8 protein-coding genes are annotated in these 9,662 nt (G+C 57.8%); all 8 read right to left on the bottom strand.

The genetic code is table 11. From position 1 onward, the window contains the following. Window positions 1–30: 30 nt before the first annotated feature. Window positions 31–2,826 (bottom strand): phosphoenolpyruvate carboxylase, encoded by a 2,796-nt coding sequence (gene ppc / locus A3A5_RS0106735; RefSeq protein WP_018309845.1) that lies wholly within the window; start codon window positions 2,824–2,826, stop codon window positions 31–33. 246 nt (window positions 2,827–3,072) lie between these two features. After that, window positions 3,073–3,684, bottom strand: a complete 612-nt coding sequence (locus A3A5_RS0106730) for a glutathione S-transferase family protein (protein WP_018309844.1) — start codon at window positions 3,682–3,684, stop codon at window positions 3,073–3,075. 93 nt (window positions 3,685–3,777) lie between these two features. Continuing rightward, window positions 3,778–4,635: an S-formylglutathione hydrolase gene (fghA, locus tag A3A5_RS0106725; RefSeq protein ID WP_026200526.1), complete on the bottom strand. Its 858-nt coding sequence runs from the start codon at window positions 4,633–4,635 to the stop codon at window positions 3,778–3,780. Between the two features lie 8 nt (window positions 4,636–4,643). Then, the gene (locus A3A5_RS0106720) at window positions 4,644–5,750 is read right to left on the bottom strand and encodes an S-(hydroxymethyl)glutathione dehydrogenase/class III alcohol dehydrogenase (protein WP_018309842.1); all 1,107 of its coding nucleotides are present in this window, start codon (window positions 5,748–5,750) and stop codon (window positions 4,644–4,646) included. Window positions 5,751–5,857: 107 nt separating this feature from the next. Further along, on the bottom strand, window positions 5,858–6,532 hold the full coding sequence (locus tag A3A5_RS0106715; protein ID WP_018309841.1) for a glutathione S-transferase family protein: 675 nt from the start codon (window positions 6,530–6,532) through the stop codon (window positions 5,858–5,860). An 11-nt stretch (window positions 6,533–6,543) separates the two neighbouring features. Further along, window positions 6,544–8,298, bottom strand: coding sequence for a Rieske 2Fe-2S domain-containing protein (locus A3A5_RS37785; RefSeq protein ID WP_035811936.1), 1,755 nt, complete (start codon window positions 8,296–8,298; stop codon window positions 6,544–6,546). 24 nt (window positions 8,299–8,322) lie between these two features. Next, on the bottom strand, window positions 8,323–9,177 hold the full coding sequence (locus tag A3A5_RS0106705; RefSeq protein ID WP_018309839.1) for an aromatic ring-hydroxylating dioxygenase subunit alpha: 855 nt from the start codon (window positions 9,175–9,177) through the stop codon (window positions 8,323–8,325). A 179-nt stretch (window positions 9,178–9,356) separates the two neighbouring features. Continuing rightward, window positions 9,357–9,662 (bottom strand): FCD domain-containing protein (locus tag A3A5_RS0106700; RefSeq protein WP_018309838.1); only part of this gene is annotated, 306 nt, incomplete at its 5' end.

Below are 9,662 nucleotides of genomic sequence, written 5' to 3'. Positions count from 1 at the left end.
CTAGCATATGAGACGTCAGCTCCTGCGCTCTCAACCACTATTGCGCAGTCCAGCCGCCACTCCGTTTATAGTCAAGTGTATCCCGCGCGATACACGCACGTCGCCAGCGTCCTTCTTGGTGCGATACCGCTTGAGCAGTTCCACCTGGAGATGATTCAGCGGATCAAGATACGCGGATCGGTCTTGAATCGAACGCGCAAGTAGCGGGTTGTCGGCCAGACGCTCGGCGCGCTCCGTGATCAGCGATAGCATTTCGCATGTCAGGTGCCATTCAGCATGGATGCGCGCGAACACCGACTTGCGCAGCGCCGCGTCCTCGCAAAGTTCGGCGTAGCGCGAGGCCACGGCGAGGTCGGTTTTGGCCAACACCATGTCCATGTTAGACAGCAGGGTGTGGAAGAATGACCAAGTCTTGACCATACGCTTGAGTGTGGCCACACAGGCGTTACGTGCAGTATCGTCCGGTTGTTCGTCCAGTATTGCCTTGACCGCGCTGCCGAAGCCGAACCAGCCCGGCAGCAGGAGGCGACATTGGCCCCATGAGAAGCCCCATGGAATTGCACGCAGATCCTCAATCTTGCGGTGCTTCTCGTCCATCAGCTTGCGCGAGGCTGGACGCGAACCGAGGTTGAGGTCGGCAATCTCGGTGATAGGCGTGGTAGAGAAGAAGTAGTCCTTGAAGCCCGGGGTCTCGTAGACCAAGTTCCGATACGCGCCGTATGCATGGTCAGACAGTTGCTGCATGGTGCCCTCGAACGTGCTCAGTTCGGCTGGGGCATTCTGCGTTGGCAGCAGCGACGCGACAAGCGTGGCCGCGATCACGGCTTCCAAGTTGCGCCGCCCAATTTCCGGGTTGGCGAACTTGCTATTGATGATCTCGCCTTGCTCAGTTAAGCGTATCTGGCCGTTCACTGCGCCTGTCGGCTGCGACAGGAGGGCCTCATAGGTCGGGCCACCACCGCGACCCACGGTGCCGCCTCGGCCATGGAACAGCCGCAACCTGACGCGACGGTTCTCGAACAGCTTCACTAGCGCCGATTCGGCTTTGTAGAGTTCCCAATTGGACGTTAAGAAGCCGCCGTCCTTGTTGGAGTCCGAATAGCCAAGCATCACTTCCTGCTCCATGCCATGCTGCTCAATAACTGCATCGAACCCCATGAGATCCAGCAGCGACTCCATGATGCCAGCGGCATTGCGCAAGTCCTCGATGGTCTCGAACAACGGAATGACCATCAGCTCCATGCGGGCTGGATCGATCTTGCTGCCAAGCGTCCCGCGCAGCATGCCACATTCCTTTTGCAGCAGCATCACTTCCACCAGATCAGAAAGTGTCTCCGTATGCGAGATTATGTAGTTGCGCGCGATGCGACCCCCAAAGCGCGCGCGCAGCTCGCGAGCCATCTTGAAGATGGCCAGTTCGCTGCGAGTCTGCTCCGAGTAATGGTGATATGGTAGCGACAGCATGCGTGGCTGGCGTAGTTCGGCCAGCAGAAGCTTCAGCTTGCGTTCTTCGGACAACGCAGCGTAATCCGTCTCGATGCCCGCCACCTTGAACAGTTCGCCCACCACGGCTTCGTGTATGTCAGATACCTGGCGCATGTCCACTGACGCGAGGTGGAAGCCGAATATGGAGATAGCGCGCGCCAGTGCATCGATGCGGCCATGAGCCAGCGCGTTGCCGTGATGCCGACGCAACGAATCAATCACAATCTGCACGTCGGCAGCCAATCCTTGGGCGCAATCGTACGGAGTCGCGTCGGCCGACGGAAAGCGCTGCGCAGCATGGCCGATCAATCGTGCTGCAGTGGCGACCAAGCGGGCATAGATACCGATCAGTGCGCGACGATAGGGTTCGTCCGCTCGGTGCTCGGAATGCTCCGGAGATGCCTCTGCTAGTGCAAGCAGCTCGGTGCTTGCGTCGACCATCAGGGAAGACAGAGGCAGCTCGGCGGCCAGGGCATGCACTTCGTCCAGGTACCACTGCAGAATGACTTTGGATTGCTGCTGGGCGGCATGCTCCAGCGTCTCGGCTGTCACGTTCGGATTCCCGTCGCGATCGCCACCAATCCACGATCCCATCTGCAGGAACGGGGCTAACGAAGCGGGCGTGCCACCGGATTTGCTCTTGAAAACTTCTGCAATGTCATCTTCCATGTCGGCCATCAGTCGCGGGATACCCCGTAGGAACGTGGCCCGATAATAGGACAGCGCGTTCTCGATCTCATCCACTACTGTCAGCCGGGTGTTGCGTAACATGCGGGTCTGCCACAGCGTGAACACCCGTGCGCGCAGTTCAGCGGTGTTGCGGTCGAGCTCGCGCGTCGTCATCGGAAGGTCGCGTTGCGCCAACAGGCTGGCAATCTCGCGCTCGGCATCGAGGATAGCCTTGCGCTTCACCTCGGTCGGATGAGCGGTCAGCACCGGCATGATCAATGCGTTGTCAAGGAAGGCGCGCAACTGCTCGTCAGTCACGCCGGCGACGTCGATGTCCTGCAACGCACGGGTCACGCTGCCCGGCTCCGGCGGTGAACCGGCCAACGCCTGTACCCGGCAGAGGCGATTGTGGTGCTTGTCCTCGGCGATGTTGGCCAGGTGCGAGAAATAGCTGAAGGCACGTACCACTGCAATGGTCTGATCGTGCGACAGCCCGTTGAGCAGGCAATCCAACTCCGCGCCAGCGACGCAGTCGCCGTCACGGCGGAACCGCACCGCGGTCTGCCGGATCGCTTCCACCAATTTGTACGCAGCATCGCCTTCCTGCTCACGCACGCAGTCCCCCAGCAGTCGACCTAGGAAGCGGATGTCATCGCGCCAGCCGTCGTTCATCGCCACGATAGACCTGCCGACTTGTCTGTGGCCTTGTTTGACACGGCTTGATTCAATGCTGATGTCTGCATCCTTCGCAATCGACTCGACGGTGGCTCGCTCGGTCATAAGCATGGGGTGTTCGATATTCTGTGTTGATCATTCGCCGTGGTCAGCCGCTTCCGCATTCGGACGCACGGGCATTCGTCTCTTCCGCGTCATACGATGGCAGATCGCCGATCCGCACTTGGCAGGGGATACATCTATTTACGAGACACTGCTCACTGCATACATACGCACGAAACCTGGAACCGTCTTGAATCGCTCCACCCACTCCGATACGTTCCTGTATTCCTTCAGATCAAACACCCCGGCTTCCTCGCATAGAGCGATATGAGGAAAGCACGCGACATCAGCAATAGTCGGACGGCCGAGTTCAAGCCACTTCCGATTTTCCAGATGGCCATCCAAGAACCTTAGCACCCTGTGCGAAAGGGCGAGAAGGTGTCCAAGATTTGCGGGCAAGTGGAACACCTTCACAGACGTCGCGCGCGCGAGATGCATGAGATCACCGCTGGCTGTGGCGAGCCATTGGTGAATACGGGCCGCTCCATCCGCATCAGAGGGGTACCAGGTCCCAAATTTGTCGTACTTGCGTGCTACATAAGTGAGGATTGCCTCGGCATTGCGCAGTCGCAATGACCCGTCTTCAAGAATCGGCTGCTCGCCGAACGGATTCAGATCAAGATAGGTCGGTGACTCCTGTTGTTGATTAACAAGGTCGACGTTCACCTTCTCATAGGGAACGCTCAACATGTTTAGGAGAAGCCGAATTTCGTAGCAACTTCCCGACAACTCAAAATCATGTAAGCGAATCATGAAATCTCCCGACAAAAAAAAGCGTTCCGGAGCCACGGAGCCCACCGGAACGCCGCAAGGAGCAGCGTGAGACGCGCTGCAAGGATCAAATCGTCATGAGCCCAGGGCTAAGGCGTGATGCCTCAGATGGTCCTCGATATGCGAAGCGATGAAGTAGTAACCGTGGTCATAGCCCGGATGCATGCGCAACCTTAGTGGTTGCCCCGCAACCTCGCACGCCGTGCGAAGCGCCTCGGGATATAGCTGCTCCTCGAGGAACTTGTCGTCGAGCCCTTGATCAATCAGTATTCCGCCCGGAAACACTGCGCGCCCGCCACGCTTAATCAGTTCAGTCGCATCGTAGTCTCGCCAGGCACCTTGATCGGTGCCAAGGTATCTCGTGAAAGCCCTGATGCCCCACGGGCAAACCATAGGGTTAGAGATCGGCGCGAAGGCTGATACGGATCGGAACTGGTCCGGATTGCGCAAGGCAATAACCAGTGCACCATGGCCGCCCATCGAATGACCAAAGATGCCCACTCGCTGGCGATCCACAGGAAAATTCTGAATGATCTCGTCGAACAGTTCACGCACGATGTAGCTGTACATGCGATAGTTCGCCGCCCATGGGACATCAGTGGCGTCGACATAAAAGCCTGCGGCAACACCGAAGTCCCAGCTATCCCGGTCTCCCGGAATGTCAATGCCCCGGGGGCTGGTGTCTGGACCTACTAACACCAACCCCAACTCGGCGGCGAGTCGTTGGGCACCGGCTTTCGCTGCGAACGTCTCCTCTGTGCAAGTCAGCCCAGCCAGATAGAAGAGCGTAGCGCACTGCTCCCCCCTCATGGCTTTCGGCGGCAGGTAAACCGAGAACCGCATGTTTGTCCCTGTTTCCTTGGACGCATGCTCATAGAATCTTTGCAAGCCGCCGAAGCAGGCATGCTCAGACACGGACCTGAGATTGCTCATCTTCGCGCTTAATAAAGGACCACCGAACGGATCGACTCCCCGCTCTTCATCAGATCGAATGCATCATTGATCTTTTCCAGCGGAAGCCTGTGCGTAATGAGGTCGTCAATGTTCAGCTTGCCTTCCATGTACCAGTCTACAATCTTCGGCACATCAGTGCGCCCGCGAGCCCCCCCAAAGGCAGAGCCTTTCCACTCACGGCCAGTCACCAATTGGAACGGTCGCGTTGAAATTTCCGCACCGGCCTCGGCAACGCCGATGACGATCGACTTGCCCCAGCCCTTGTGGCAACACTCCAGTGCCTGACGCATCACCTTCGTGTTACCGATGCATTCGAAGGAATAGTCTGCACCGCCATCCGTCAATTGAATGATGTGATCCACCACGTTTTCCACGTCCTTCGGGTTGACGAAGTGGGTCATTCCAAATTTTCTGGCCATCGCTTCGCGCGCCGGGTTCAGGTCCACACCGATGATCTTGTTCGCACCGACCATCTTTGCCGCCTGAATGACGTTGAGGCCGATGCCGCCCAGGCCAAAGACAACAACATTCGCCCCGGCTTCAACTTTCGCGGTGAACAGTACGGCTCCCACGCCTGTCGTCACGCCACAACCGATGTAGCAAACCTTGTCGAACGGCGCGTCCGGACGGATCTTGGCGAGGGCGATCTCCGGCACAACGATGTGGTTGGCAAACGTCGACGTGCCCATGTAGTGGAAGATTGGCTGCCCATCGATCGAGAATCGAGCCGTGCCGTCCGGCATCAGACCCTTGCCCTGGGTGGCACGAATGGACTGACAGAGGTTGGTCTTCTGCGACAAGCAGAACTTACATTGGCGGCACTCCGGCGTATAGAGAGGGATCACGTGATCCCCGGGCCGGAGCGATGTAACGCCAGCGCCCACTTCCGTGACAATCCCTGCACCCTCGTGTCCGAGGATCGCGGGGAAAATACCTTCCGGATCCGCGCCGGAAAGCGTGTAGTAGTCGGTGTGGCAGACCCCTGTGGCCTTGACTTCGACAAGAACTTCCCCTGCGCGCGGGCCTGCCAGGTCCACTTCCTCAACGCTGAGAGGGGCGCCAGCTTTCCACGCGATGGCAGCTTTCGTTTTCATCTTTACATGTACCTTTTTCGGTTGAGATATCGAGAAATGACCAGTCCGCACTGGATGTCACGTCATCCCAATTTCAGTGGCGACGCCATAGCGAACTGGTCGTGCGTTTAACGCATCGAGGCCACAGCTGTCGCGGGCTCTTCAACTTGGCGCGACGCAGGGAATACCCCTGACATCACGATGAAGCCGGGAACGCGCTTGACCTGATCCGTCCAGCGCCGTACAGCGGGATAGTCTCCCAGCGACACGCCGCCTTCGTCGGAGAGCGCGATATAGGGAAAGCACGCGATATCGGCAATCGTAGGATGCGCTGCATCGCAGAGGAATCTTCCGCCTGCCTGTTCTCGCTGCCAGAGATGCTCGTCAAGAATTCGCAGCAGCTCATGAGATCGTCTCCGGCATGATTCGGCATCGAAGTCGAAGAAGAAGAGATCGTGCAACCGTGCTGCCGAAATGGATCCGGTCAAGCTATCGGCAAAGGACAACCACATCTGCACTTCGCCAGATAGACGCGCGTCGCCACTCGGGTACCAGAGGCCGGACTTGTCGTAGCGCTTGGCGAGATACACCAAGATGGCCTGTGCGTCGCGGATCGCGAAGTCACCGTCGGTCAACGCGGGTAGTTGCCCCAGCGGATTGATTCGCAAAAATGCATCGGATTTGTGCTGCCTGCTTGGATAGAACTCGACCGGCTCGTTCTGGTACTCCACGCCCAGGATGTTCAGCAGCAAACGAACCTTGTAGCAGTTGCCTGACAGTTCGTAGTCGTAAAGGGTAATCATCGGGGTTCTCATCAAAGGTCCAGAACGATCTTGCCGTTCTTGCAGCGCGATACGCAGGGCATGATCCACTTGCCGCTGTCCCGCTCCTGCTTGGAGAGATAGGTGTCATGGTGCTCCGGGTCGCCGCTCAGGACACCAGTCATGCAGGTGCCACAGACGCCCTGCTCACATGACGCTTCGATGTTCACACCGTTTTCCCAGCACGCCTTAAGTAGGCTCTTGTCTGATGAAACCGTGAAAGACTTTCCGGACTTGGCCAGCTCCACTTCGAACGCGGCACCGCCAGTGGGCGCGTCCTCGTTCTTGAACAGTTCGAAGCGGATAGACTCCTCTGCGATGCCTCGCGCGGCAGCCACGTCGCTTACACAATTGATCATGGCCGCAGGTCCGCATGTGTAGACCTCTGTTTGGGAAGGGTCGACGGCCGCGAATGCAAATTGAAGTTTCGCGCGCGTGGCTTCCCCATCCAGACCGGCATACACATGGAGGTTCACTCCGAGCGCTCGGAGGCGCTCTCCGAATGGGATATGTTCAGCCCCCCTAGCGAAGTAGTGCATCTCAAAGGCTTCACCATTGGCGTGCAAAGCCTGCGCCATCGCCAGAATGGGCGTGATCCCAATGCCGCCGGCAATAAGGACGGGGCGCTTCCCATTCCGGAGAAGAGGAAATGCATTGCGTGGCACAGTGATCGCGAGCTCTGTCCCTTCTGCGACTTGCTCATGCATAGATTGCGAGCCACCACGAGATGCCGGCTCACGCTTGATACCGATGATGAATGCCTCACGTTCGTCCGGACTGTTGACAACGGAGTACTGTCGAACAGGACCCGCCGGTGTGGTGACGCTGATATGCATACCCGGTGAAAGCTGCGGCAGTGCTCGGCCCACAGGCTTCAGCCATAACGAAATGATGTCTTCTGTTTCCTGCAAGCGCGTCGTGACAACACACTTGAACTCCGTCGAGGCAGCGCGTGGGAACGGAACAACGACGGCAGGCACGTCTGTCGCGGGCGTCAATGCCGTGCGGATCTGTTCGATTTTCGGCGCACTGACATGGCTCGCTTCAATTGATCGACGGAACTCCGTGAACACCTGCGAGAACTGCGTTTTGAATGCCAGCGTTGCTGTTCCTGCAGCAAACACCATTGTGTGAACGACAGCTTTATGGCTCGAGTACGGTTGCAGGAAGAATATGATTACCTTTTGATCCTGTCCCCCTTGCATCTTGATGATGCCATCTGCCGCAACTTCAGCTCGTAGTTCGCCACCACCGACGCATTCGGCGAATTTGTTGACCTGGGAAAGCAGTGCGTCGCTGATCTCTTCCTGTGGGACGTTGAATGGAAGACTACGAAGTAGCGTTCTGACGTGGGCGCTGTTGCCCCCTTGCAGGGCTTCTGGTTCGACAAGTGGCGTGCCGAGCGAGGCCCAAACCAGACCGTCCTTCTCACGAACCGCAAAGGTTGGGACACATGCCGAACTCGGCTCGGTGGCCTCACGATGTGCGGGAACGAAAGTGCAACCACCGCTGCCGGTCTCATAGGTCCAGCCGTGGTATTGACAACGGAGTTCGTGTCCCAAATTCACGCCCAGCGTCAGCCGAAGTCCGCGATGGGGACAGCGGTTTTCCCAAGCGTTCACGATGCCATTGTCGTCTCGCCAGACGGCAAGTTCCTGACCCGCTAAGCTGGTCTGGTAGACGTGGCGCGACGGGAGATCCGAAGCGCTGGCAACCGGATACCAGCGATTGGTGTCGAATGATTTCATTTTGGAGACCTGAGTTTTGTTGGCTTAGTCGCGGATTGCGCCATAGTGCAGATCGCTTTCGCGGAGCCAGCGACGGTACGCGGTGGCAAGCACGTCGGCGCGTACCGGGTTCTCCCTGCTCGCCGCCAGAGGCAAACGCTTCGGAACCTGATTGATCAGGATCATCAGATCCTGGCCGAAGATAGTCTGCTGAAATCGACGAAGCTGCTCATCCGAATTAATGTCATCCACATAGCACATGATCGTGTGTGCGATGCACCAGTCTTCATCGACTGGCTGGACGAAGAGACACAAGACGTCCCAACGCTCGGGCGCCGGCGGGCAGGTCTTGTAGAGGATCGCGATGTTTGGCCGCGTCACACGATAGGTGTATTGCGTCTCAATCGGCTCCACAGCGGTAGCCGACGCCTTCGGTTGAGCGAAGCGACATTCGGTAGCGATGACTTCGTCGAGTTCCTCATTAATGACGACGTTGTATGGCAGCACTTCTGTCATCGGTTCGGCACCGAGGATGTCCGTATGAACAAACGGGAAGTGCGCCATATCAAGGAAGTTCTCGATGGCCCGTAGACCCGACACGTTCACCCGTGTTGAACCAGCACTGACGATTCGGCGATCCGATTCCGCAAATTCTGGAACCGGGAAAAGGTCGCGGGGCGCCGCTGCGAACGATAGCCACAGTGCGCCATATTTCCGTCTAGCTAGCATCGGCCGGTCGATGCCTTCATCGGTCCAGGCGGCTTCAATGTCGCCGTCGGGCCGCACGTTGTATTTGACTGGGCGGCCAAGAAGCCGCGTTTGGTATTGCCGGCTTGGAAGAACGTCTTCCAGCGCCGCAACGGGATGCCAATCCTCGAACAGCAACTGATCTGCTTTCACTCCGCCTCCTGCTATGGCTTGTTAGTTTACTTAACTGGTATACCAGAATGTATAACAGAAGAACCGAAAGCGCAAAGCAGTTTGCACTCGGGGAAAATACCTAGCTGTGAAAAGTGCCGGAACCGGCGGAGAGAAGGCCGAAGCCGCGACGAGCGCGGCCTGGAGGCAAAGGTGGGGGCTTAGGCGGCCAAAACAGCTTTGAGATCAATCTCGGGGGGCGCGGACGCGTCGAAGCGATAGCCCCGAATGACCAGATTGTAATGAGACGCCAAAAGCTCCTTCGCAGCGGCAGCATCCTTCTTCTCAAGACACTCCACCAGCTTACCGTGCTCGTCCCGCAACTGACAGTAGTCGAAACCGACCCGGAACATCGCGTTAATCAGTGACTCGCGCCGTCGCAGTTGAGAGTGAATCTGGTTTAGTGTCGCGTTGTTCAGGAATGATAGAAGCAGCGAATGGAAATCCCGGCCAAGCTGGTCCCCTAG

The organism is Cupriavidus sp. UYPR2.512, assembly GCF_000379565.1.
Lineage (GTDB): Bacteria > Pseudomonadota > Gammaproteobacteria > Burkholderiales > Burkholderiaceae > Cupriavidus.
This window is presented reverse-complemented; position numbering and strand designations above follow the sequence as displayed.

Coding starts and splice junctions, on each gene's coding strand:
- ppc (WP_018309845.1), bottom strand. CDS start 2,826: ATGAACGACGGCTGGCGCGATGACATCCGCTTCCTAGGTCGACTGCTG.
- A3A5_RS0106730 (WP_018309844.1), bottom strand. CDS start 3,684: ATGATTCGCTTACATGATTTTGAGTTGTCGGGAAGTTGCTACGAAATT.
- fghA (WP_026200526.1), bottom strand. CDS start 4,635: ATGAGCAATCTCAGGTCCGTGTCTGAGCATGCCTGCTTCGGCGGCTTG.
- A3A5_RS0106720 (WP_018309842.1), bottom strand. CDS start 5,750: ATGAAAACGAAAGCTGCCATCGCGTGGAAAGCTGGCGCCCCTCTCAGC.
- A3A5_RS0106715 (WP_018309841.1), bottom strand. CDS start 6,532: ATGATTACCCTTTACGACTACGAACTGTCAGGCAACTGCTACAAGGTT.
- A3A5_RS37785 (WP_035811936.1), bottom strand. CDS start 8,298: ATGAAATCATTCGACACCAATCGCTGGTATCCGGTTGCCAGCGCTTCG.